This window comes from Dactylosporangium thailandense, from assembly GCF_059739745.1.
This window is the reverse complement of record NZ_AP029195.1, coordinates 1,188,038-1,210,762: the sequence shown is the minus strand read 5'-3', so window position 1 is coordinate 1,210,762 and position 22,725 is coordinate 1,188,038. Positions and strand designations below refer to the sequence as shown.

Genomic DNA, 22,725 nt, shown 5'->3' with positions numbered 1-22,725 from the left:
ACGGCCGTGTTCTGAGCTACGCGTGCGTCACCAGGTGCTCGAGAATGCTCAACGTCAGCGCTGCGAGATCGTGGCGGGTGAGCTCCACGGTCTTGACACGTAGCTGGGTAGCTAACCGCAACCCGCGATCGTGGAAGAAGACTGGGTGTCGCCGCCCCGGCTGGTCACCGGCGACGATCCGAGCGCGCCAATCAGCCAAGACGCCTGGCTCCGCTGGATGACAAAGACCATCATGCTCCTCGGCGTACAAGGCCGCCGCCAGCCGGTTCCGTCCCTGCGCGGTCAGAGCATCCCGGATAGCAGGCAGCACCATCGCTGGTTGCAGCGCTACGGCCAGGTCGTGCGCTTCCAGAAGAGAAGTCTGCCCCTTGGACAACACGTCGATGCACGGACGGACCAGCCATGGGCGCGACGGAACGCCACGCCCCTCACAGCGCACATCCACCGCAATCCAGGCGTCACCGGAGCCGTGCGGGTGCCGACGCCACGCCATGAACATAGGGTTGCCGCCACTGGTCCGGTAGGCGCGCGCCTCGCTGCCGTCGTCGTGCGCGCGGCGCAGCTCAGTGTCGATGGCGTCGGCGGTTCGCCGGCTCACCAGGTCCGGGACGTACCAGCCGGTGGCTTGCCCGATGACACCGTCGGCCTCGATGTCCCAGGTGCGCAGAACCTCGGTGACCTCGCCCGCAAGCCAGGCGGCGTGAGCGTCACCGCACGTCTGCCAGGCGCCGAAGACGGTGATCAGGCTCAGCGGCCGCCACGGCGCCGGCGGGATCACGCCGTCGCCGTCGAGGGGTGCAGTAGAGCCGTCGCGGGGCAGGTTCGAAATTGTCGGCCCACGAGTTGTACCGGTCGAGTTGGTCGCCGTGCACGTCCGAGGCGCCCTTCATCTCCAGCACCGCGACCGGGTGACCGTCGGCCTGCCGTCGTAGCACCAGATCAAGCCGGCCCTTTCCCTTGCCGGCTTGGACTTCCCGCTGGCAGATGTAGGGGCCGCCACCGAGATGCAGCAGGTCCAGCAGGGGTTGAGGGTCCACCTCGAAGAGAAACGCAACCAGGTCGCTGGCGCTGTTCTCATGTGCGACCAGACGCCCAAGGCCGTTGCGGCGGCGCATGCTGGTGTCCACCCGATCATCTTCCTCGACCACGGCCTCTTCCGGTAGGACATGCAACCGGTCACAGGGACAACACGATCCTGCTCCGCGCTGCGAGCCTCAAGTCGTGACCAATCGATGCCGACGGACGTGGTCATCGTGCCCACGAAACAGGGTTCGCGCAGTGGTTCCCGCGGCCACGGACTAGCATCACCGAACGGCAGGCTGATATACACCGACGACGGGAAGAGCTCGACCCCGGTGACGGACGATGCCTCCTCGCGTGCCTGCCGAACTGGTCTGGGACTCCCGGACGGCGGAGACGAACGAAGTTGTTTCGCCGCGGCTCGGCCTTCCGGTGCTGCCTGTCGTCGAACTGGCCGGACGCCGACGAGGAACCGCAGCGCGGTGTGCACTGGAAGACGGTGCTCCTCTCTCGATGGGCCGCGGGCCGCGTATTCGTCTGGCTCGACGACGAGACACCATGCCGACCAGCGTTGGGCCGCCGCACACCACGCGTAGCCGGCAATACTGCACCGCGTGGACCCGAACCTTGGACTTTTCGACGCAGATTTCTCAGCAGAGCGTGACTCAGTCAGGTTGGTCACCCGATCGTGTGGTGATCTCGCTGGTCCGGTCCGGATTCCGCAAGGCCGCGTCGCGGCGTAAGGCTCGCTCTACCCCCCAGCTGCGACGCAGACTCACGGTCCGTGATCGTCCGTGGTACAGACTGGGTCGCTGGTCGGACGGGCCTTCTGCGGCTCAACCGCGGCGGCGCCTACTCAACCTTGGTGGCGCCACTGCGCGAAAGCGCGGGCGGAAGGGGAAGGTGATGCACGACGGCGAGTTCGCGGTTCGCCCGAGTGAGGCTTGTGTAGAGCATGCCAACGAGCGCCGTATGTGGCACGAACAGACTGGGCTCCACGACTACGACACCGTCGAACTCGACGCCTCGGGCGGACTCCGGGGTCCTGACCGCCAGTTGTTGATCATTATTCGTCCAGTCCCCTGGGCGACTGGAGCGCCGCCAGCGAGCGTTGAGGAGCGCCTTCTCGATCGCCTCAGTTTCAGTGGTGATGATTGCGACCGTTCCCTCGTACGTAGCTCGCAGCCGGATGGCCTCCTGCACGGCCCGTGCATCCCGCTTGCGCGGCTTGCTCAGCAAGATCACTGTCGGTGCCGGGCCGTACTGCTGGAGCGACTGCGTCGTGCGCGCGTCTGGTGGCAGGAGCCGATTCGCGAAATCAAGGATGGGCTGCGTTGAGCGGTACCCTCGCTCGATGATCTCGGGCTGGACGGGTCCGGAGTCGGTCTTGATCTCGAGCCGCTCCGCAACCTTGCCCCAGTCGGCATCACCGATGTCCGATCGGCGTCGCTGGTTGGTGTCGCCGAGGAGTGTCCACCGTCCGTGGACGTTGTGAGCGCGGATGATCTCCCACTCCAAGCCGGAGATGTCCTGCGCCTCATCGACGATCACGTGGTCGTACTTCGTTGGAGCATGGCCGAGGGACAGCGACGCTTGGGCAAAGAGCGGCAGATAGCCCCGAAGACCGAACGCCACATGAAAGGGTGGCAATGTCTTGATCCACGGGCGCGAGTAGTTGCCAAGTTCCAGCCGCCCCCGTGCTGTGCCACCGGCTCGAATGATCTCGTAGAGGCGTTGCAGCTTCATTCGTTCGCTGCGGGTTGGTGTCGGCGGGTGTTCGTCCAGTTCGAGGAGCCTGGCGGCCTGATCGACAATGTTTTTGACGAACTTGCCGACGTCTTCACGGCGGCCTTCGGCGATCTGCAGGGGGTGCGTGAACCCGGCGATCTCGGCAAGCCAGGTGGGCAGCGCTTTGAGCGTGACGTGCTGCGCTACATCGAGGTCGTTGAGTATCTCTGATACGTGGCGCACGTAGTGCTCGGTGGGCCCGAGCAGGAGCAGTCGCCCAGCTCGTTCCTTCTTCCGTTCGGGACTGACCAGGTACGCCGCGCGATGGACCGCGATGATTGTCTTGCCGGTGCCGGGGTGGCCTTGGATGATGAGTGGCTCACCGGGCGGTCGCGCGACCAGCCGGTACTGGTCGGGTTGCAGTGTCGAGAGCACGGAGGTCAACGCGGCGGTGCGTGGCGCGTTAAGTGCATACTTGACTGCCTCGACTGCGCGCATGCCATGCTCGAGCCGCTTCCTCACCGCTTCATTGGGATTTGGCCGGTCAGGCGGCGTCGGCGACTGCACCGGGACCGGCGGCTTTGGCAGCATCGGTGGTGCGGACTGCCGAGGGACCGCCCTTGGCGTCGGCACAGTCACGGGCGGCCGTAACGCAGGAGCCTCAACAGGCGGCGTCGGCGTTGCCTCGGGACGCGCCCGACGATCGGAGCGGCGCGGTGCGGCGGGCACCTCCAGCTTCCTGACCTTGAACGGCGACTGTTCCGCGGGGACCGGGGTCTTCCAGTCATCGAAGACCTTGACGATGTCCTGCCCTCGCACCATCAGGGTGCGGCGCACGAGAACCCGGTCGTTGAGCTCAAGCTGGCAGCCGTCCGGGTCAAAGAAGATCTTCGCCATGCGGGCGTCCCAGCTGATGACTCGGTGTTCCCAGTCGGCCTGGCTGAGGTACCGCGCGCCAATGTAGAAGGCGGTGCCGAGGTCCTCGTCGTCCACGTCCAGCCCGACGCGTGCCACGAGCGGGCCGAACTGGGCTACCTCACCTCGTGGGATGTTGTTCGCATACTTCTCGTTGGCTGTAACGGAGACCACGACCGGCGTCCGGGTGAGCCGCTGCTCGAGGGCCTTGAGGTAGCTCCTGTTGGTGGCAGCCTCGTAGGCGAGTTCGTCGCTGTTCCCGGTGCTCACTTCAGCCGACCTCTACGACGCATACCGCGAGATCCACGGTGGTGAGCATGGGGGCGGACTTGGACGTGATGTCCTGCGCGAAGGCTGCGTAGCGGGCATCTTCCCGCCTGAGCTGGGCTTCGAAGAGCGGCACCATCTTGGTCCGGCCACGGGCCTGCAGCGTGTTGATCCGGTCCTGGATCGAATCGATCCGCCGGAGGTGGACCTGGTCCGCGCTCAATCGCCGCGTCGCCAGGAACGCGTCGTTCTCCGCCCTCATCCGCTGTTCTGTGGCGAAGTGGCGCTCGGCGAGGGCATCACTGGCCACCGACACCGCCGGCTGGAGATCGAGCATGCCGTCGTAGCGCGCGGACCGGAGCCGTCCAGACGCGACAGCGGCCATCAGCCGATCACCGGCATCGGATGCGAGCCTCGACGTGGCGGCGTCAACCGTCACGGTCCAAACCTCGTGCAGCGGTCGGATACCGTCCCAGTGGGCGACGCACAGCTGGACCAGGTACGTTCCGGCTGGTACACCCGCCTCGTCCGGCGCCATGGAGATGGCCGAGAACCTGCTCTGCCGGTGGCCGGGTACTCCCAGCGCCGCGCGAACGAGCGGATGCGTCGCGGTCAGCAGCGGAGTCCCGCCGAGACGGGAGGACTCCTGGTCCAGCGACAGGTGGATCGGAAGCTCGTGGGTGAGGCTGGCGAGCAGCTGGGCAACTTCGGTTGCCGTGCGGTCACCGTTGCGCACGAGGTCGCGAACGTGGCCGGCGAGTTCGGTGTTGCCGACGACCGTCAGCAGATCATTGGCGAACCTCGCCTGTCCGCCGTAGGTCTTGATCCAGTCGGCGACGAGCAGCCCCAGTTCCTCCTGACCGACGTATCGGCCCGACGACAGCAGAGCCGGCTCGAGGCCGTCGATGTCGACGCCGTCGCTGGAAATGAGATACGGTGCGGCCGACTCGACCTCCTGGACCGCCCGCTCTTGCTCTGCCAGGGCGGCGAGGAGTTCCTGAGTCCGCTGCTCACGCTGGGCTGGCGTCAGAGAGAAGTCGAGCAGCGCGGTCTCGATGTCGGGCCAGACGCTGTCGAGGATGGGCTCCAGTGCACCGATGGCGTGCTCGAAGATGCCGATCCGCGCGAGAACCCGTTCGAGGATGTCGGACTCGATCGTGCCAGGCGTCGTGAAATTGATGATGATCATTTTCTCTTCGCGCTGGCCGATCCGGTCGATCCGGCCTATCCGCTGCTCGATCTCCATGGGATTCCAGGGGAGGTCGTAGTTGACCAGGACAGAGCAGAACTCGAAGTCGAGGCCCTCGCTGGCGACCTTGGTCGCCAGCATGACGTCGTAACCGCCGGCGCGGAACTCGGCCATGGTCTTGTCCCGCTGTTCCTTGGCTACGCCTCCGTGTAGGACTGCGACGCGACAGCGGCCTCGCAGGTGACGCTCCAGGTAGGACAGTGTGCGCCGGGAGAAGGTGAAGACGAGGGCCTGCTTTCCCTGAGACAGCAGGTCACCGACCACAGAGCTGAACCGGTTGAGCTTGGTGTCCACAGCGAGCCGCGATGCGAGAGCCACCAGTGTCGAGGGTGGTGGGACGTCAGGCCCGCGCGCCGGTGCCCGCCGCTGAGCGCTCGTGTTCACCTCGTCGTTGACGCTGGCGTCCTCAGACCACGCCCGAACCATTGCGGCGGCCTCGGGCAGGCAACTGCCCGCCAGGCGAAGGGGCATCTGCATCGCGAAGTTCAGGGGCATCGCCTTGACCTTGGCGCGTTCGACACACCACGCGTAGTAGGCCTGGTAGAAGTCGCGTTCCGAGTCGGTCCATCGCACCGGAACCGGCCGCGGTTCGCGTACCGCCTTGTCCTCCTGCACTTCTACCTTGCGCGTCCTGGTGACCTGTGACGACAGGCCGTGCAGTTCGCTGCAGATCCGCTTGATCTGCACGACATCTGCTGGGGTCAACTCGGGTTTGGCGAGCACGTCCTGCAGCAAGGCGTGATCCGGCCTCAGGGTGAGGACCTGCCCGAAGGCGCTCAACGAGAGCTCATCCAGCCATCGCCGGCGCGTGGTGTTGGTGACCGTCGTATCCAGCAGGGACGAGGTGATCCTGTTCAGGACGGCGTTGGGCTCGATGCGTTCATGCAGGTCCTGCAGGTCCTGGAACTCGCCTGGGACCAGCAGCTCAAGTAGGTTCAGGAGGTCATTGTTGCGCAGGTTCACAGGGGTCGCAGACAGGAAGACGAGCGCGTCGGCCCACTGGGACAGGTACTCGCCGAGCGCGTGGCTCTTCGTGTCGGAGTTCCGGAAGACGTGCGCCTCGTCGACGATCACGAGATCGAACTGCAAACCGAGTATCGTCGCGTCGTCGAGGGCGTCCCACTTGCGGAGCCGCTCAACCGTGCAGACGTATGCCACCCGTTTCGGCACCCGATCCGATTCGAGCCGCGTCCTGAGATCGGCCAAGCCCGGGCCGGTAAGTTCGGTGAGCTCGAAGCCGAAGCGCTCCTCCATCTCACGTTGCCACTTCGCCAGCAGCGCGGACGGGCAGACGACCAGCACACGGTCGGCGTTCCGGCGCGCCTCGAGTTCGGTCCACAGCAGGCCGGCTTCGATGGTCTTACCCAGGCCGACCTCGTCGGCGATGAGTAGCCGAAGTGAACCCGACCCGAGCGCCTTCATGATGGGCTTGAACTGGTAGGGACGGAAGATGGTTCGGGTGGCCCGAAACGAGAAGACCGTATCGGTGAAGCGTCCCTCCAGCTTGGCCCGCGTCAGCGTGGCGGCGAAGCGGTCGGCCGGCACCGGCTCCGTCTCCACCCACGCCCGCGGCGAGTCCAGCGTCGGTCTGGAAAGGAGTGTGTCCTCGCTCATCCGCTGAACCCGGGTGCCAACGAAGACTGAGTACATCCAGCGGCCCTGGATGAATTGGCGTGCCTTGACGAGGCCCTCTTGCCCTGCCCGCGTGACAACCTCGTCCAGCACCGCAAAGGCGGGAAACGGCACCTCCGCCGCCGTGTCCCATAGGTGGTCGAACCAGCCGAGCGCCTGGTCTAGCGGCGACCCTTCCGGAACGGAGTCGCTAGGTTCCCGCAGCGGCGCGCTCGGCGCCGAACCCGAGTGGACCAGCAGCACGGCGGCCGGCGACACCCCGGCGAACCAGTAGATCCCCTCCGGCAGTTCCAATGTCGGCTGGGAGACCTGACGGACCCGCTCGACCTTCCCGCTCGCATCGGGAACACCCGCACCGAGAACGAGGACCTCGGCGAACAGGCCTGTACCCAGCAGAGGGCCAGCATCCCCGACCAGCGGGTGGTAGCCATGCGTCCTCGCCACCACGCTCAGGTCCGGAAGGGTCATCGCGGTCCGCCTGCCACCAGCCTCCGTCGGGATACTCCACGTCCGCAAACCAGCCAAACGGCCGAATACTCGCCGACGAGGTCGCGCCCCGTCGGGCGCGAGATAGCGGCGATGGAGCGCGGTTGCCTTTCGGCCGCGGCCAACACTAGGAGGATCTTGGGCCACCGCATGGTTGTCAAGGCCCCCACCCGCATCCCGGCCAGGACGTGGCCGTCCTTGACCTAAAAGTCGATGGATTCCGGGTTCGCGCCCGGCCGGATCGTCGGGCTACACGACCTGGTCGTACACACCAGGCTCGACGCAGCCCGAGAACGCCATTCGGATGCCGGCCGAGCGCCGTAATGGTCGGTTGCAATCGTTGGCACGAGAGCGTCAGCTCACCGAGGGCAGCAGGTCAGGCCACGAGCGAGGGTTGACGTTGACCGGTTCCTCGGCGGCGACTGTCTTCAGGTGCCGGCCCACGGTCAATTCCGCTTACCTTGGCGAGGGTCACGGTTGGTCACTGCCTGACCGCTTGACCAGGGTCTTTCGTCGTGCCATCTCCGGTGGGCACTTTGGAACATTCCATCGACGCCGACGTGTCGACCCTGCGCAGCGCGTCAATCATTTCTGGCGGGTGCCCACTCCCCCACCAACTGGATGGCGTAGGCATCGGGTACAACTCGGACCTCGACACGTACCCCCACGCGTAGCCAATTGCGGGTAAATCGGTCACATCGGATCGAGTGAGCACACCGTCTCGGTGCATCTCACGATGAGCCGTTCACGACGAAGATGCTCGACGAGCGCTGTGGCCGTCGCGTCAGCGCCACCAGGGCCGAGCAGGTCGCGGATGATGCCGAAGATCTGATCTTCACGGACGTACAGGTTCCTCGCGCGCCCGCCACGCCGCGGTTGTGCACTGGGTGACGTGTCGACAGCGGTACGCCGGACGGCTGTGCGACCAGCAGGAATCCAACAGCCGCCCACAGCGCCCGCACCGCAACAGGCCCGCCAACCGGTACCGGCGAGCCGGCAATCATCCGCGTCCTGGAGGACCAGGCCGCATAACCGAGTCCTCCACGATTCCAGGGGATTGACATAGTTCCCGTACGACGTCCGGCTGCGGCGCCGTTGCTCAGGGCGAGCATCGCCCGGTGGGTCGGCTCGGGCACCTCCCCAGGTAGCTCTCGTCGGCTGGGTCGAGCGAGATTAAGTTGGGCAGGCCGCCAGCCCGATCGTCATTAGGATCTTGCATGGGGCGATACCATGCGTGGGCGAGACGAACACTACTCTGACGCCTCGTCTGACCGACCCTGACGGAGGTACCGCCGATGGTGCGGATGGTCATGCGGCCTATCCCTATCGTCCTCGCGGCTACCGGATTCGTCACTGGTGTGGGCGGGGTGGTGGCAGGCCTCTACGGGGGTGTCCAGCGCACGCGGGCGGAGACGCAGGCGCGCGAGCTTTGGGCCGCCTACGAGGATCGCTATAACGCGCACCTTGCTGACCACGGACGAACGAACGCACAGCTGCAGGCTTTCGGACGCAAGCACGAACAGGTACACAACGACGTCGTTTTACGGATGCGCGACATCCTCGAACGCAGCGACATGCACGTACGAGTCAGCGAGTTGCTCGTCCTCGACGGCGTCGACTTCTCCACCGCCCTGCAGGTCATGGCGCAGCCGAAACTTGACCTCGACGTCGAGGGTTGGGCCCAAGGCCTCATTCACTCAGCCCAAGCCGGCCACACGGTGTGGGGTTTCCTCCACGACGGTATGAACCAGATCGCGAACGCCAGCACCGGCACACCCCTCGCGAACCTTCGCGGCATAGCGCAGGAGAACGCACGCAAAGCGGCCCTCGGCGGCGGACCGATCGCATCAGGCGGCGGCGGAACGGCGCTGGGCGCACTGGTCGAGAAGGTCGCCGTGGGCGGGATCGTCGTGGGTGCCTTCGGTGCCACGGCGTACAAGCAAGGCGAGAAGGCGATGACCGAAGTCGAGAGGTACCGGGCAGCGTTCGATATCGCCATCGAGGACCTCGACGTTCGTGACCGGCTCTTCCACGGGGTGAGGGAGCAAGCTCAGGAGAAGGACGTCGTTCTCACTCAGCTTGCCGCGCGAGCGTCGAGAGCCATCGACGAGCTCGGGACCGGTCGTCTCGACTCGGCCATTCACGGCGAGCGTTTCGATATGGCGTGGAACCTGGTCAAGGCGGTGCAGAAGGTAGCCACCACACCTGTCGCTAACGAAGACGGCACCCTCGACCCGGACACCGGGAAACTGATCTTCAAGTACCGCAAACGCGCGTAAGGGACACCCAAATGGCGGAGAAGAAGGACGTGCTGGAAGGCACCCCGATACGTCCGAAGGCGAAAGATCTGCAGGTCGGGGCGGTAGACGCGTTCAGCGCACTGAACCTGATCGTCGGTGTTGTCCGCGACGTGGTCCAGACTCACCAGGCGGAGAGCACGAAACGCGAGCACCTCCGAACCTACCGCGAGACCGAAATCGCCCGGATCAAAGCGTCGCAGGAAGCCTTGCGGGACTACTTCGACCGGGTTTACACAGAGCGACGCGACACCCATCAGCGGCTGTTCGCCAGCCTCGACCAGGCATTGGAAGCAGGTGACGTCGCGGCAGTCCAAGCTGTAGTCGGCGGGATCGTCGAAGTGGCACGCACGTCACCTCTCGCCGACATCGGCAACCTCGTCGACCTGAAGCGGGCCATGGACGACCCCAGCACCGTGTGGCAGCTGTAGCACGAGGCGTCTCGGGATTGGGCTGGCCGGAGGCTCGGATCATGCTGGCCTATCCGACGCGCACGGCACGATCGGAACTGCGCCTTGAGCAGCAGTGCCCGCAGATGCTGACGGTCGATCCGGGCGGTGGCTGGTCGGCAATGGCGGGTGGTTCGACTCGCCGTAAGGTTGTGCGAATCGGCAACCGAGCGATCGACCCGGCACCGAGCGCGGCTGCAGCACGTGGGCCGAATTCCTGCGCTCGCAGGCCAATGCCCTGCTGGCCTGCGGCTTCTTCGAGACGGTTACCCTGACCGGAGCGCGGATGTACGTGCTCGCGGTGATCGAGCACGCCAACCGCCGGGTCCTGGGCGCGACCGCGCACCCGACCGCCGCCTGGGTGACGCAAGCGGCGAAGAACCTCGTGATGGACCTCGAGGATGCCGGATGCCGGGTGAAGTACCTGATCCGCGACCGGACAGCAAGTTCCCTGCGTTGTTCGACGCCGTTCTCAAGGATGCGGGTGTCGAGATCGTACTCAGCGGGATCCGGATACCGCACATGAACGCGATCATGGAGCGGTGGGTCCAGACCTGCCGTCGTGAGGTGCTGGACCGGACGCTGATCTGGAACCAGCGGCACCTGCTGCACGAGTACGAACACTTCTACAACGAACACAGGCCCCACCAGGGCATCGTCAACGCCCGACCACTGCACCCCTTGCCCGCACCGATCGGCGATCCGGAACGGATCGCCTGCCTCAACATACGAAGACACGATCATCTCGGCGGCATGCTCCATGAATACGAACATGCCGCCTGACCTGCCCGGATGACATTCTCGGCAAGTGCAGCGTCGACAGCAAAGATGTCGACAGCCGGCCGAGTATCGCCGACACTTCCCGTTCCGCTCGGGAAAGGCTCGACCAGGAAGGGCCTGACGTCGGGCACCCCACGCCGGTCTGGTTGGCCTCACTGCCCACCGATGCCGACGGGCTGATCCACGTCCTGCGCCCCGGCACGATCGAAACGGACCCGACAGCCAGCCGATGCGCCGCCATGTTCTACCACGCCGATCCACTACTACCGGGACCGCTCCGGCTGGCACTGCTCAAAGTCCTCGCAGCCACCCCGGGCGTACGTGCAAGCGAGGTCACAATCGGGGGCAAGCGGCACTACGCCATCCGCTTCGACGGCGCCAGCAGGCCAACCGAACTATTCTTCGACCCCGCCACCGCGCACGCCGTCGGCGATGCGGCACTCAACTCGCAGTCCAAACCTGGGCCGTCGGCAGGGCCACAACACGACAGTGTGAATCTGTAGACCTTCAAGATCGTGTCAAACCTGCCCTAACCATCTATCTGGAGGTTTCAGAGTTGGCGATCTGGCCCACGACCGACCCCGACGGCGGCGCTATCGGTGACGGCGGCGGGATCGTCACCGTCCGCGTCGGCGACGGCGAGCTCAGTGCGGGCCACCTGGGCGGCGCGGATCTCGTCCCTCAGCGCTACCGGCATCGCAGCGGCACCGTCCAAGCGACCGGGCACGACGCCGCCGCGATGGCGCTCGCCGCCGTCGCCGCCCGGATCATCGCCACCCTCGAGACGTTCACCGCAGGCCTCGGCCGCACCGCGGACGGGGATCAGGTGACCGGCGTCCCCGGTCAAGCCAGCTGTGTCGTCCGCGAGTTCCTTCCAGCCCACCATCGCCGGGAAGAGCGGCTCGTCTGCGCTCGTTTCCTGCGCGACGGCTTCATCGAGCGCAAGACGGCAAAGGACATCGTCTGGCACGGGACGCATCGGCAACCCCCCAGTTGGCAAACACCGACAACCTACGGCTGAACGCGTCGGCAGGCAGTCCGCATCTGGTTGAGGTTCCACCCGCGGGGCCGGCCGCGGCGGCGCAGTCGTCGGTCACCCTGCGCATCGCCGACGCGGCGGCCGCCATGCTCGACGGCACCGCCGTCAAGCCCGTCCTCACCTTTACCTGTGCCGGTCACTCCTTGTAAGTCTCGCCGTCCCACCGGTAGACGGTGTGGTGGACAGTGCCCTGGCCGCAGCTCGGCTCGCAGTCGTTCAGCGCGCTGTCGACCTCGTAGGTGCCGTCGTGGTCGACGTCGACCAGGTCCGCGCTGTAGAACCGGGATCGGTAATCGCCCGGGTCGGGCAGCGTCGCGAAGTCCGCGAAGCCGTCGGTGACCGGCGCGAGCACGATCACCCCGTTGTACCGGCCCGGGTTGAAGTTCAGGAAGATGTGGCCAGTCTTGTCCCGCGGCGGGTCGGCGAACGCCAGCTTCTCCCAGGGCCCGCCGAAGTGGCTCCAGCGCACGGCGCCCTTCGCGTCGACGGCGGCGATGTCGGCCTCGACGTCCCCCGAGCCGCGGGCCTTCGTGGTCACCAGCTTTGTGCGACCCCAGGCCGGATGGTCGAACTCCACCAGGCCGGTCACCGTGCAGGGGACCTTGCACACGCCGAGCCGCCGCAGCAGCTGCCCGTCGATCGTGACGGCGGTGCGGCTGGGCAGCGGCGGCGCGACCGCGGGGGCGACGGCGAGGCTCCGCACCTGGTCGGCGACCTTCGCCCGCTCCCGGCCGTTGCGCAGGTACAGCGACGCGTCGTGGCCGTTCGCGTCCTGCAGCTGCAGCCACGCGTCACCGCCCAGCGGACGCTGCGCGATGCCCACGGTCTTGTCGACGCTCGTCCAATGGTCGCCGTCGAGGCGGAAGAGCGTCGGCGGTGCGGTCATCTCGGCGCCGATCGCACCGCAGCGGTGGGCCGAGATGCTCGCGGTGAGCGCGCCCCGGGCGTCCCACCACCAGTCCCAGATCGTCATCCAGGCGGTCTCGCCCGGAGCGCTCGGCACCATCGAGGGCGGATTCGTGCTCGCTCCGGTGGACGGGTCGAAGATCAGGTACTTGCTGCTGACGCAGCGGCCGTCGTCGGCCGGAATGGTGATCGCGAACCGCGGCCGCCCGTCGGGCCCGGCACCGGCGACCGCGGATGAGCCGACAATGAACGCGTGCTCGACCGCCTTCGTCGCCCGGCCGCCAGCGAGCGAGACCGCGAACAGCACGTCCTTGGCCATGGGGTCCTGCTCGGCGCCGGGGGCCCGGGTCCGCAGCAGCACCGCGCCCGCCGCGCCGGCCATGACCTCGACCACCTGCAGGCCGGCGGGCAGGGTGACCGCGACGGGCTGCGGATCCGAGTCAGCGGCGAGGTCGAGCGTGACGAGCCGGTGGGCCGGAGTCTCGACGTAGGCGATCCGGTTGTCACCCGCCGGCGCCGCCCCGGTGCAGTCGCACTGCAGCCGCTGCACCGTCCCGGAGGACGCCTCCACGAGGGTGAGGAACTCGTCGCCGGTCGTGCTCCGGGACGGGGTGACCAGGAACGTGCCGGTCTGCGTCCAGAACGGGCCGCCGAAGTCCCCGGCGACGGCCCGGCGCTCGTGCCGGTCGGAGTCGAGCACCAGCTGCGCGGACGTCGTGTAGGCGTAGCGGTAGCCGCCCGCCGGGCCGCCCGGACCGGGCGCCACCGTGCCGCCCGGACCGCCCGGGCCGGGCGCCGCCGTGCCGCGGGGTGACGCGGTGACCAGGTAAATGATGACCGCCACCGACAGCAGGGAGACCAATGCGGAGCAGGCGATGATGACGACGTTGAGCCTTCGCGATGAGGCTCGCATCAGGCACCTCCGAGGCCCTGGGTGACGGCGACGCGGATCGGGTCGCCCGGCAGCCGGACCCACGCGATGCGCCGCCAGGCGGCGCGAGCGGCACCGTCGCAACGGCTGACCGACGTGCGGACCGCGGCGGCGGCGCTGGCGTCGAGCACGGCCGGATCGAACAGGTCGACGACTTCCACGCCGCCGCGCGCCGACGGCGGCAGTGCCACGGCGGTGGTGCCGTCGACGAGTGGCAGCAGGCAGCGGCGTGGCGCGTCCGGCGGGCCGACGTCGACCTGCAGCACGGAACCGTCAAGCACCTGCGTCCCAGTGGCGCTCAGCCGGACGTCGTCCGCGCTGCTGATCAGCTCCAGCCGCAGCCGCAGGGCCGAATCGGACCATGCCGGCCCGGCCCCGAACGGGCGCCCTTCGAGGGCGTCCAGCGCGTCCAGCACCTCGTCGGTGGCCTGCCGGGCGGCGGCGGGCAGGTGTGGCGGCGGCTCGGTGGGCAGCGCCGCCCCACCGGGCACGCCGAGCACGTCGGCGTCGCCGGCGAGGCCGCGGACGTCCGGCCCGGCCTGGTTGAGGACCCGCGCCCACGCGCGCTGCGTGCCGACATCTGCCGCGGCGGCCAGGGACGCGCGGAGCACCGTCTCGCTCCACCCCGCGACCCGGCCGACCGCCACCGGCGCCGCGGCCGCGACCGGCTGGCCTGGGTCGATGCCGCCGAGCAGCGCGCCGGCCCGGGCGATGCCGTCCTCGTCGGCGGCGAGCGGCAGCCACAGCTCGACCGGCCTGCCGACCGTGGTCGTGAACTCGACCGGGAGGACGTCCGGCCCGGGCGTGCGAGCCTCAACGGAGATCAGGTGCCCGCCGCGGCGCCGGTCGTAGGCCACCGTGACCGCAACGCCGTCCGCGATGAACGCCGGGAGCTCGTCGCCGGGCCACGCGGGGTCGTCCCCGGAGGCACCGAGCGGCGCCACCACCGGGAGGGCGGGCAGGCGCAGGGCGTCTGGGCCGAGCAGCACGGTAAGCGTCTCGCGGAGGTGCAGTCGCCACGACCCCGGCCGGACGCCCCGGACCGTCGCGGTGCCGGCCTCATCGACGTTCGCCAGGTAGCGCTCCGCGCCGGTGTCCACCTCGACCGTGTAGCCGGGCACTGCGATAGGTGTGCCGTCGGCGGTCCGGGAGAAGCCGAGCCGCACCGCGTGCGCGTCCTCCGCCGGGTCCCACCGGCCGGTGATGCGGACCGGGCCCCGCTCGGCGACAACGGTGCGTCCCGCGTCGAGCCCCTGTCGCGCCAGGTCCGCAAGGGCGGCACTGAGGTCGTTACCCGGCACGGCGGCCGGTGCTCCCGCCGACCGCGGCGCCGGGCCGAGCCACACGAGGCCGGCTGCGGCGCCCAAGGGGATGCCGGTGACTGGCGCGAACGACCCCGGCACCGGACCGGAGTACGAGACGGTTGGCTCGATCAGCTGGGCCGCCGCCAGCATGCGCCGCATGCGCGGCCACGCACGCCGGAGTGCGTCGTCGAGGCCCGGCCCCTTCTCGACCGCGCGGATCAGCCGGGCCAGCAGCCGCAGCCCGGCGGTCCAGTGCAGACGGCCGTCGCGGCAGACCGCGGCCAGCAACGGCCGCGCCTCGGCCATCGCGTCCGCGCCGCCGCGGCCGGCCAGCGCCGCGGCTCGCAGCAGCAGCGCATCGGCGTCCTCGCCCGGCGGCGGCTCTGCGACCGTCGCGGTGCCCGCCCGCACTACGTCGCAGTAGGCCAGCGCGAGCCGGGTCGCCGGGGCCCACGGACCCGTCTCCCGCACCGCGTCGGCGATCCAGCGGAGGCGCTCACCGACGCCGAGCGTGAGGTACGCCATGATCGCGTCGGCCCCCGGCTCGGCCCCGGCGACCGCGATGCCGATCATCGGGGCGTCGCCGCCGCGCGGGCGCAGTGTCACGTCAACGGCGCCCGGCGGGACGCTGACCATGCGCCACGGGCAATGCACGCCGCCGGCCTGGACCATCCGGGCGACCGCCGTCCCGGCTGGCATCCGGACCCGCAGGGCTCCGGCGTCGCGGCTCGTGCAGACCGGTTCGCGGGCCGGCTCCCATCGTGCGCTCGGCTCGGGAAGCTCCCAGACGCGCATCCACGCTCCCTCGAACGCGGGATCTTCGAAGCCGGGGCCAGGCCGCTCGACGGCGCCGGCCGGGCGGTCGAGGCCGGTCAGCGCCGACCGCAGCAGCCAGGGACGGGCCGCCAGCGGAGCGAGGTCGATCTCGTGGTCGACGCCGTCCGGCCCGGGCACGTCGAGGCCGCTGGCGATCGTGGCGCCGGTCGGGGCGCTCACGACGAACGTGACCCGGCCCGGCGCGGGCAGCGGCACCGGATGGGCTCGGCCGACAAGCGCCGCGCCGGCCGCGATTCGCCGCATCCGCGCGTCGAAGGCCTCGACGACCAGCGGCACGCCCTCGGCGCTGCGCACCGGCGCGCGCAGCAGCAGCCGGACCTCGGGCGCCGTCATGTCCAGGCCTGCAACTGCAGCGCGGAGCCGGGTGGCAGCAGGTCGATGCGGCGGTTGATCCGCTCGAAGTCCGCGCCGAAGCGGGCGTCCAGCACATGGCTGCCCGCCGCCGCCCGGATGGACCACGGCTCCTCCTCCGACCCGGGCCGACGGCACTCGGGGTCGGGTGGCTCGTCGGCGATGCAGGACAGCGTGGCGCAGCGGTGCGCCTCCGACGGGGTGAACGCCACGGTGAGGTCGACTGGCGGCGAGGCGGGCGTGCGCCAGAGCTCGGCTTTGCCGTAGCCGTCGTGGTGCGGCGGCTGGCCGCTCGGGCCGCGCGTGGCGAGCGCCGTGACGGCACTGATGAGCTGCTGCGTGTCCACCGCCCAGTCCAGCGCGTCGTTGCGCCGGGCCGCACCGCCAGCGAACGCGTCGAGCAGGGCCCGGGTGAAGTGGGCGACCTCGCCGGGCCGGCCGCCGGCGGACCGCGACGGTGCCGCGGCCAGCAGCGTCACCGCGGCCGTCGCCTCCTCGAGCGTCGCCCGCCGCTGCGGGCTGCGCAGGCCGGGCACGGTGACCTCGTGCTCGATGAGGTAGTACGCGGTGGTGGCGCACGCGTCGATGAAGAAGCACTGGGTCGCGGGAGCCTGCTGCACGCACGCGTCGCGGGTCGACTCGAGCTCGAACGCGCCGAGCAGCGGCGCGTCCTCGTGCGCGCCGAAGTCGCAGGTGAGCAGCAGCCGGCTGGCGTGCGAGGACTGCAGGCCGTGGCCGCAGAAGTACAGCAGGGCCACGTTGTCCGGGCGGCTCTGCGCGCGCTCCCGCCACTGCGCGAACGCGCGCCGGACCGCGCCGATGGTGGGCGCCGTGACCCCCGGCACTCCGGCCAGCACCTCCGGGTGCTTCGGATGCGGCTCGACGATCAGGTCGATGCTGGCCAGCGGGGCGGTCCACAGCTCGGGTCGGCTCGCGGCGAGCCACTCGGCGACCGCGAGTGCCGACACCGGCGGCGAGCTGAGCTGCTCCAGACCCGGGAACTTGTCCGCGTCGGCCGACAAGTGCCCCGAGCCGCCGGGCAGGTGACGATACCCGCCGACGCCGATGATCAGCGCGTGGGTCACGGGGCCGGGGCGCGGCGTCTCCAGGTACATCAGGCGTCTCCCGCCAGCCACTGCGCCAGGCGGCGGTGGAAGCTAGGGCGGCCGAGGTACGCCGAGTGGGCCCTTAACAGCCCGGCGCCGGTGTCGTACCGCAGGTCGGTGCTGCCCTCGAAGATCCGCCCGGTGGCGTACCCGAGCAGGTCGCGATCGTCGTAGACGTTAAGCCAGCGCCCGACGGTCGGCAGCCGCGGCACCCGGTCGCGCCGCGGATCGGCCGGCGGGTCAACGGCCGGGAGCAGGCCGAGCTCGGCGAATAGGCCGACCTGGGAGCCGACCGTCACCAGCGTGTCGCAGTGCAGGCCGGCTAGCGGACCGGAGAGCAGGTCGTAGACGATGTTGCCGCCCATGCTGTGCGCGATGACGACGACTGCCGGGTCGGCCGGGGTCCGGGCGGCGTCGGCGGCGCGGAGTTCGGTGGCGACGGTCGTGGCGATGGCGCCGCCGTCCCCGTCGCGCTCGCGCTGCCGCAGGTACGTGAGGACGTCGCCGGCGAATGCGGTCGCCGCCACGTGCATCCGGCGCCGCAGCAGGGTGGCGGCCACCGACGCGGTGCGCGTGCCCGAGGTGCGCAGCCGGCTGAGCGCCTCGCGCAGCAGGTCCGGCACCGCCTCGGCACCGAACCGCTCGGCGCTTCCGGCCAGGGCGACGGCCGCGCCGATCCGGCCGAGCAGGACCCGGTCGTCGGACACTCCGCGCAGCTCGGCCGCGGCGGCCCAGTCCAGCGCGCCGGCCGCGGCGTCGGCGAGCCGGTCCAGGTGCGCGGGGCCGACCCCGGGCAGCTCGGCGGCGGCCGTCCAGAGCAGGTCCACGGCGGCCGCGGGCGAGCGGCGCGCAATGCGCAGCAACAGGTCGTCCGGCGACGGCGCGGGCTGCGGCTCGCCGGCGAGGACCGCGAGCACCTCGTCCTCGTCCGGCGCTCCGTCGGCGCCGAAGACCTCGTCACCGGTGTCCGGCAGGCAGGCGTGGTCCCAGGCGAACCGCGCGGCGACCCCGCCCCAGTACGGGTTGAGGATCGTCGTCGCCGCCGGGTCCAGGCCCAGCGGCGGGGCCAGGAACCGCCGGATCAGCCCGTCGCGGCCGCGGACCCGGCGCCGGTGAACCTGGCCGTCGCGGGTGCCAACGCCGTGTACCACCACAATCGGCACGGTTACCTCACTCGTCGGAACGCGGGATGTCGGCGCGGGCGATCGGCCGCCAGTCGGCAGCGGACCAGTGCCCGTCGTCGGCGCGGTGCAGGACATAGGTGGCCCAGTTGCTCGGGCTGGCGTCGGAGTCGGCGGCCGAGTAGACGCCGACCCAGACCCGCAGGCCGTCGCCCTCGGGCTCGGCGTTGACCACGGTGTTGACGGTTGCCTCGATGCGCCCGCCGTGGACCAGCGCCAGCTGTGCGAAGCCACCCCGGTGCCCGGTCCGGTGCCCGATGGCCAGCGACGCTGGCCCGTGCTCGCCGTCGACCTCCCGGACGAAGATCCGCACGCCGGTCCAGTACTTCTCGGTCTGCAGTACCGGCACCCATTGGGTCTGGTCGTCGCTTGACTGGTAGAGCACGAGCCGGTGCTCCCACTCGCCGCTGCTCTCGACCTGGGCACCGGGGGTGATCGTCCAGGCGTACTCGTGCTCGCCGTCGGAGATCAGGTCACAGCTGCCGCCCGCGCTGATTAGTGAGTCGCACTGCCGGCCGAACCGTTGCCGGGCCGGTGCGGTGGCGGCGACCAGCGGACCGTCCTCGACGTCGGCGAACGGTCCGGCCGCGGCGCTGCCGGAGGCGCTGGGCCCGGGCGCGGGCGCGGCGCACTGGGGCCGCCGCTTGATCCGGTCCTGTCCGCTGTACCGCGCAAACTCGGCGTCGGTGAGGTCGCCGCCGTGCACCGTGCACGCGCGGGTGACCAGGTGCGCCGGGGCGAGGTCCCAGGACAGCGCCATGGTGGTGCCGGTCGCCGGGCGGGCACCGGCGACCGCGTACTTCGCCACCGGCGGCACGAGGCGTCCGATGATCCGGTCACCGGCCGGGCCGGCGGCCAGCCCGTCGATCGGCTGACCGGCCGGTGCGGCCACCACCCGGCTGAGGTCCCCGCTGTCGAGCACGACCAGGTTCTGATCGACGGCCACGAAGGTCAGGCCCTGCGTGGTGCTGGCGGCGATCGCGGCGACCGGCCCGCCCATAGCCACCGGCGAGCCCAGCCGGTGCAGGTCGGCCGACCAGGCCTGCAGTTCCCCGTCGGCCCGGCCCGTGAGCAGGTGCCCGCCGACCGCGGCGAGGGCTGTCACGCCGCCGCCGGAGGCGACGGTACCGTCGACGGTCAGGTCGCCGGCGCGCAGCCGGGTGATGCTGTCGGCGCCACCGCCGGCGACGAATATCGCGCCGTCGGCGGTGGCGAAGCCGGCCGGGCCCCCGTCGTCGAGCCGGACCGCCGCGGTCATCCGCCAGGTCAGCGCGTCCCAAGATTGCACGACGCCGCTCTTGCAGCCGATGAGGAGCGCGGGCGGCTCGACGGCGGCGAAGGTGACAGCGGTGATGCCGCCGCACCCCGCGAACGTGTGCTCGAGGTCGGGCACATCGATCGGGCGAAGCGTGCGCCGGTCCAGCACCACTAGGGGCTGGGACGCCTTCGGGTCGGTGTCGGCGACCGCCACGGCGCCCACGGCGTCAGTGGGCGGCACGGCGAGCAGGCGCCGCGGTGGCACCTCGCCCGGGCCGCTCGGGCCCGCGTCGCCCTTGTCGGTCCGGCCGTCGCGGGCCCGGACCACGATGCCGTCGCTGCCGAGGACGTACAGCGCACCGTCGGCGTCAATGCCCACGTCCTCGGCGCGGACGGCTGGGTTGGCCAGGGCGGCCGGAGACTCGCTCAGCGGGCGCCGACTATGCCGCCACAGTCGCACGTCACCGTCCGGCGCCGGGCTGAGCAGGCCGTCGTCAAACAGCGATGCGCCGGGTGCGGTACCGGTGCGCACGTCGCGGACGACGAGACTGTGCATCGCGGGCTGCTCGGCCCCGGACCCGGCGCGCGAACCGGCCGTGATGTCGTGCTCGATCACCGCGGTGCGGTTGGCCGTGGCGACCGCGATGAGCGGGCCGCGCACGGCGAGCGTCTCGACCCGTTCACCGATGCCGGCGGCGGGGAACGGCACCGCCTCCCGCTGCGCGTCGAGGTCCCAGGCGACCAGGCCCTGGTCCGTGCCCAGCAGCAGCGCGCCCGCGCGGCCTTCGAGCCGCGAATACCAGCCGGCCTCCGGGATCAGGGCCAGCGCCCGCACAGGGCCGTGCTCGGGCGTGGCGATCGACCGCACGACCGGCGGCGCCGCGGAGCCGGGCGCAAGGGTCCGGTAGTCGATGCCGATGAGGCGGCCAGCGGCCGTGGCGGCGTAGAGCATGCCGCTGCCCGGCGGGCCGAACGCGACGGCGGTGATCGCGGCGGGCTGGATCGGCAGTGTCAGGTGCGGCCGGACTGCGCCCAGCGTGGCCGACGTCGCGGTGTTGAAGAGCGTGACCCAGCCCTGGTTGTCGCCGACGGCGAGCACCAGGCCGTCCGGGCTGAACGCGACCGACCATATCGGGCCGCGCTGGCCCACGCCGATGTCGAGACGGGTGCCGGGCTTGATCCGACCGCTTTCGAGCCGCCATATCGCCGGGTTGCCGTCGCGGCCCGCGATGGCGAACTGCGACGGCGTCACGGGGTTGACCGCGATCTGCACGACGCCGGTGTTGGCGCCCAGTTCGCGCGTGAAGGCCTGGCGCTCGCCGATGCGGGTAGCCAGGATGTCGCCGCGGTCGGTGCCGGTCAGCAGGACCTGGCCCTCGGCCGTGGCCGCTGCGGCCGTGGCGGTCGCGTGGCCGGCGTCGATGTGGGCCGAGCCGTCGTACCGCCCGTTGTAGGTCAGCTGCCGCACCAGTTCCCGCGCGGCCGCGGCCCGGTCCGACCCGGCGGGTGCCTGAGCGTAGGCCTGCGCGGCGAGGACCCCGGCCAGGCCCGGAGCGCGGTCCTGCTCCTCCCGCGCGGCGTCGACGAGGTGGCCGGCGACCGCGGCGTGCCGGGCCGGGTCGCCCTGGAGGTCGTTCCACCAGATCCCGCCGATGCCCGCGAGGACGGCGGTCAGCGCGGCGACCGCGACCCCGATGCCGATCCGGCGGTACTTGAGCGGCCATTGGGTCGCCAGGCGGCACCCGTCGCCGACGGTGGCGATCCAGTCCGGCTCGAGGCCGCCCGGCACCTGCTCGTCGGCGCCCCGGTTGGCCTGCGGGAGGATGGGGCGCATCTTGAGCGCGTGGGCCGCGGTCAGCTTGGCGCTGAGACCGGTGATCCGCCCGATGGTGCCGTCGGGGCCGACGGTGCCGGTCAGGGCGACGCGTCCGCGCAGCCGTCGCACCCGGTCGATCCGCGCCCGCAGCCCGCCGGCGGTGGAGCGCTGACGCAGCAGGATCGTGAGAAGCACCGCGAAGGCCGCCCCGGCCGAGTCGCCGCTCACGAACGACACCGGATACCCGTCCATGGGCTCGGTGTGCCGCATCCGCCACAGCACACACGGGAGATCGGCGACATCGCGGACCGCGGCCTCCCACGCGGCGGCGAGGCCGCGCTGAAACCTGCGGTCGCCGTCGAAGAAGCTCATCGACCGCGGGTCGGGGTAGAGTCCGGGCGGCCCGCCCGGCAGCTCGCAGATGTCGAGCCGGGCCGCCGCACCCGTCACCGACGTGCCCTTGGTGTCGGCGTCGAGCAGCACGTGGGTGGCGAGCGGTACCCGGGTCGCGACCGTCCGCCGGCCCAGCAGCGCCAGCACCAGCCCGGCCATGGAGCGCTCCGGCGTCGCCTGTCGCTTCGCGAGGTCGGCCAGCGCGGCGGCCAGCCCGGGCTCCTCGGCGCCGATCAGCGCGAACGGCAGGCCGGACCGGGCCAGAGCCGGCGGCAGCGAGTGGGACAGCTTCCACCGGTTCGTCAGCTCGTCCAGCCGGTGGGCGCGATCGGCGTCGTCGGCCGAGGACAGGGCGAGCGCCGCCGCGACGACAGCTGACCCGTTGCGCGCGAGGCGCTCTCCGGTCGGCGCGTCGGTGGCCTCGTCGCGCAGCCGGCGCAGGATTGTGCCGATGCCGGGCGAGGTCAGCCGATCGCGGTCGGCGCCCTGCGCCGCGGCGCAGGCGGCCCACCACAGCCCGTCGGGGCCGTTGACGTCCTGGGCGGTGTGCTGGTTCGGGGCCTGGTCCGCGACGCGCTGCAGTGCACCGAGGGGATCACTTCGCCCGGCGCTCGGCGGCGCGGTTGACGGCAGGCCTGGGGTCGACATCAATGTTCATCGTGCCCGGGCCGGCGGGGCCCGACAACGGGTGCCAGGCTCGGGTGGCGGCGCCGCGGGTTTCGACATCGGCATCGATCGGCGCCGTCCGGTGCCGTTCGGGGGAGCCCGTTCCGGGACCGCC

At 70.4% G+C, this 22,725-nt stretch carries 15 protein-coding genes; 5 read left to right on the top strand and 10 right to left on the bottom strand.

Annotated features, from left to right (window positions below):
• Window positions 1-16 precede the first annotated feature (16 nt).
• The 5 genes from AC6JBM_RS05160 to AC6JBM_RS05140 form a co-directional block, all read right to left on the bottom strand.
• Window positions 17-778, bottom strand: coding sequence for a hypothetical protein (locus AC6JBM_RS05160; protein WP_497982477.1), 762 nt, complete (start codon window positions 776-778; stop codon window positions 17-19).
• Complete coding sequence (locus AC6JBM_RS05155; RefSeq protein ID WP_497982476.1) at window positions 708-1,127, bottom strand: hypothetical protein; 420 nt, start codon at window positions 1,125-1,127, stop codon at window positions 708-710. The genes AC6JBM_RS05160 and AC6JBM_RS05155 overlap by 71 nt, the downstream gene beginning before the upstream one ends.
• A gap of 745 nt (window positions 1,128-1,872) precedes the next feature.
• Window positions 1,873-3,933: an AAA family ATPase gene (locus AC6JBM_RS05150; RefSeq protein WP_497982475.1), complete on the bottom strand. Its 2,061-nt coding sequence runs from the start codon at window positions 3,931-3,933 to the stop codon at window positions 1,873-1,875.
• Between the two features lies 1 nt (window position 3,934).
• Complete coding sequence (locus AC6JBM_RS05145) at window positions 3,935-7,279, bottom strand: DEAD/DEAH box helicase (RefSeq protein WP_497982474.1); 3,345 nt, start codon at window positions 7,277-7,279, stop codon at window positions 3,935-3,937.
• Window positions 7,280-8,132: 853 nt separating this feature from the next.
• Window positions 8,133-8,264 carry a hypothetical protein gene (locus AC6JBM_RS05140; protein WP_497986415.1) on the bottom strand — a complete coding sequence of 44 codons (132 nt, stop codon included), beginning with the start codon at window positions 8,262-8,264 and terminating at the stop codon, window positions 8,133-8,135.
• A 328-nt stretch (window positions 8,265-8,592) separates the two neighbouring features.
• Here AC6JBM_RS05140 and AC6JBM_RS05135 point away from each other — a divergent pair, with 328 nt between their 5' ends.
• The 5 genes from AC6JBM_RS05135 (at window position 8,593) to AC6JBM_RS05115 (ending at window position 11,844) form a co-directional block, all read left to right on the top strand.
• A complete protein-coding gene (locus tag AC6JBM_RS05135) occupies window positions 8,593-9,576 on the top strand; it encodes a hypothetical protein (protein WP_497982473.1) in 984 nt (327 codons plus the stop codon).
• An 11-nt stretch (window positions 9,577-9,587) separates the two neighbouring features.
• On the top strand, window positions 9,588-10,025 hold the full coding sequence (locus AC6JBM_RS05130) for a hypothetical protein (protein ID WP_497982472.1): 438 nt from the start codon (window positions 9,588-9,590) through the stop codon (window positions 10,023-10,025).
• Between the two features lie 426 nt (window positions 10,026-10,451).
• The gene (locus AC6JBM_RS05125) at window positions 10,452-10,826 is read left to right on the top strand and encodes an integrase core domain-containing protein (RefSeq protein WP_497982471.1); all 375 of its coding nucleotides are present in this window, start codon (window positions 10,452-10,454) and stop codon (window positions 10,824-10,826) included.
• Between the two features lie 143 nt (window positions 10,827-10,969).
• Window positions 10,970-11,326, top strand: coding sequence for a hypothetical protein (locus AC6JBM_RS05120; RefSeq protein WP_497982470.1), 357 nt, complete (start codon window positions 10,970-10,972; stop codon window positions 11,324-11,326).
• 53 nt (window positions 11,327-11,379) lie between these two features.
• Window positions 11,380-11,844: a hypothetical protein gene (locus tag AC6JBM_RS05115; protein ID WP_497982469.1), complete on the top strand. Its 465-nt coding sequence runs from the start codon at window positions 11,380-11,382 to the stop codon at window positions 11,842-11,844.
• 154 nt (window positions 11,845-11,998) lie between these two features.
• Here the strand turns inward: AC6JBM_RS05115 and AC6JBM_RS05110 are convergent, their stop codons facing one another.
• Genes AC6JBM_RS05110 through AC6JBM_RS05090 form a run of 5 tightly spaced genes read right to left on the bottom strand, consistent with a single transcriptional unit; the run spans window position 11,999 to window position 22,592 of the window.
• Complete coding sequence (locus tag AC6JBM_RS05110) at window positions 11,999-13,681, bottom strand: hypothetical protein (protein ID WP_497982468.1); 1,683 nt, start codon at window positions 13,679-13,681, stop codon at window positions 11,999-12,001.
• Complete coding sequence (locus tag AC6JBM_RS05105) at window positions 13,681-16,173, bottom strand: hypothetical protein (RefSeq protein ID WP_497982467.1); 2,493 nt, start codon at window positions 16,171-16,173, stop codon at window positions 13,681-13,683. Before AC6JBM_RS05105 ends, AC6JBM_RS05110 begins: the two co-directional genes overlap by 1 nt.
• On the bottom strand, window positions 16,170-17,306 hold the full coding sequence (locus tag AC6JBM_RS05100; RefSeq protein WP_497982466.1) for a caspase family protein: 1,137 nt from the start codon (window positions 17,304-17,306) through the stop codon (window positions 16,170-16,172). Before AC6JBM_RS05100 ends, AC6JBM_RS05105 begins: the two co-directional genes overlap by 4 nt.
• Window positions 17,306-18,460, bottom strand: a complete 1,155-nt coding sequence (locus tag AC6JBM_RS05095; RefSeq protein WP_497982465.1) for a hypothetical protein — start codon at window positions 18,458-18,460, stop codon at window positions 17,306-17,308. The genes AC6JBM_RS05100 and AC6JBM_RS05095 overlap by 1 nt, the downstream gene beginning before the upstream one ends.
• A gap of 7 nt (window positions 18,461-18,467) precedes the next feature.
• Window positions 18,468-22,592 (bottom strand): WD40 repeat domain-containing protein, encoded by a 4,125-nt coding sequence (locus tag AC6JBM_RS05090; protein ID WP_497982464.1) that lies wholly within the window; start codon window positions 22,590-22,592, stop codon window positions 18,468-18,470.
• Between the last annotated feature and the right edge of the window lie 133 nt (window positions 22,593-22,725).

Excerpts from the sequence above, each read along its gene's own strand:
- AC6JBM_RS05145 (WP_497982474.1), bottom strand. The coding sequence starts at position 7,279 with ATGACCCTTCCGGACCTGAGCGTGGTGGCGAGGACGCATGGCTACCAC.
- AC6JBM_RS05135 (WP_497982473.1), top strand. The coding sequence starts at position 8,593 with ATGGTGCGGATGGTCATGCGGCCTATCCCTATCGTCCTCGCGGCTACC.
- AC6JBM_RS05130 (WP_497982472.1), top strand. The coding sequence starts at position 9,588 with ATGGCGGAGAAGAAGGACGTGCTGGAAGGCACCCCGATACGTCCGAAG.
- AC6JBM_RS05125 (WP_497982471.1), top strand. The coding sequence starts at position 10,452 with ATGCCGGGTGAAGTACCTGATCCGCGACCGGACAGCAAGTTCCCTGCG.
- AC6JBM_RS05110 (WP_497982468.1), bottom strand. The coding sequence starts at position 13,681 with ATGCGAGCCTCATCGCGAAGGCTCAACGTCGTCATCATCGCCTGCTCC.
- AC6JBM_RS05105 (WP_497982467.1), bottom strand. The coding sequence starts at position 16,173 with ATGACGGCGCCCGAGGTCCGGCTGCTGCTGCGCGCGCCGGTGCGCAGC.
- AC6JBM_RS05100 (WP_497982466.1), bottom strand. The coding sequence starts at position 17,306 with ATGTACCTGGAGACGCCGCGCCCCGGCCCCGTGACCCACGCGCTGATC.
- AC6JBM_RS05090 (WP_497982464.1), bottom strand. The coding sequence starts at position 22,592 with ATGTCGACCCCAGGCCTGCCGTCAACCGCGCCGCCGAGCGCCGGGCGA.